General features: G+C 30.3%; 2 protein-coding genes. Both read left to right on the plus strand.

Going from position 1 to position 1,468, the window contains the following annotated elements; all coding sequences use genetic code 11:
• On the plus strand, positions 1–549 hold a 549-nt coding region (locus tag HT723_RS11040), incomplete at its 5' end, for a restriction endonuclease subunit S (protein WP_172935199.1).
• Positions 550–605: 56 nt separating this feature from the next.
• The gene (gene psrA, locus HT723_RS11045) at positions 606–1,403 is read left to right on the plus strand and encodes a tyrosine-type DNA invertase PsrA (protein WP_172935200.1); all 798 of its coding nucleotides are present in this window, start codon (positions 606–608) and stop codon (positions 1,401–1,403) included.
• Positions 1,404–1,468: the final 65 nt, after the last annotated feature.

Here is a 1,468-nt window from a genome sequence, read left to right on the forward strand (position 1 = left end):
GATGATAACTCTTATTATGAGGAAGTGCCTTATGATATTCCTGAAAGTTGGATGTTTGTTAAATTAAATGTTGTTGCTAATATTTTCTCTGGTTATTCTTTTAAATCCTCAGAATATTCAAATGAGGGAATAAGGATTGTTAGAATATCTGACTTTGATGAAAATGGCTTAATCAATAAAAATATAGTACGACAAAAATATCAAGAGAAATTTAATAAATTTGAAATCTACCAAAATGATATTTTGCTGGCGATGACAGGGGGTACCGTTGGAAAAAACACAATCTTGCAAACATTACCTGAAAGAATGTTCTTAAATCAGCGTGTAGCCAATATTCGCTCCTACTATATTAAATATAACTTCATTTATCATTTTTTAAATACACCAAGAATTTATAATCTTATTCAAAAACAAAAAAATTCAACAAATGATAACATTTCCCTAACAGATATACAGAATTTCCTCATCCCTCTCCCCCCACTATCCGAACAAACTAGAATCGTTGAAAAAATCGAACAATCTTTCGCCCATATTGACGCACTAATTTAGTATAATAGTTTTACGTGCGGTGGAATTTCTATCAAACATAAGATAGGAGTTTTACGTTGAAAGATTTTGAATTATATTTGAAGAAAGATGGTTTAGCTGAAAATACTGTGCGTTCGTACCTTTATGGTGTTCGATTTTTCTTGGAGAATTACGAACTCAAAATGGAAGATTTATTTGAATACAAGGGATATTTATTAGACAATTTTAAACCTAAAACTGTCAATTTGCGACTACAAGGAGTAAATAAATATCTGGCCTTTATTGGTCATGATGATTTGAAATTAAAATTTGTCAAAGTACAGCAAAAACCGTTTTTAGAAGATGTCATTAGCCATGCTGATTACCTTTTTCTTAAACGTAGTTTGAAAAAAGATAGTATTTTAAAATGGCATTTTGTCGTTTGGTTTTTAGGTGCAACTGGGGCTCGTGTCAGTGAGCTTATTAAACTAAAAGTAGAGCATGTAGAAATCGGTTATTTTGACATTTACTCAAAAGGTGGTAAAATTCGTAGACTGTACATTCCTAAAAAATTAAGAAATAGTTGTCTTAGTTGGTTAGAATCAGAAAATCGCCGAAGTGGTTATTTGTTTTTGAATAAATTTAACGAACCAATTACAGCAAGAGGAGTTGCTCAACAGTTAAAAAATTATGCAGATAAATACAAAATGAATTCTAAAGTAGTCTATCCTCATTCTTTTAGACATTTATTTGCTAAGAATTTTTTAGCGAAGTATAACGATATTGCTTTGCTAGCAGATTTGATGGGACATGAAAGTATAGAAACTACTCGAATTTATCTAAGAAAAACAGCTACCGAACAACAAAATATTGTAGATAAAATTGTTAATTGGTAAAAAATAACAGGTGGTCAAATTGACTATCTGCTATTTTTTTGTGATTATGGCTCTTATTATGGGAA

This window comes from Streptococcus sp. 2106, assembly GCF_013277315.1.
Lineage (GTDB): Bacteria > Bacillota > Bacilli > Lactobacillales > Streptococcaceae > Streptococcus > Streptococcus pseudopneumoniae.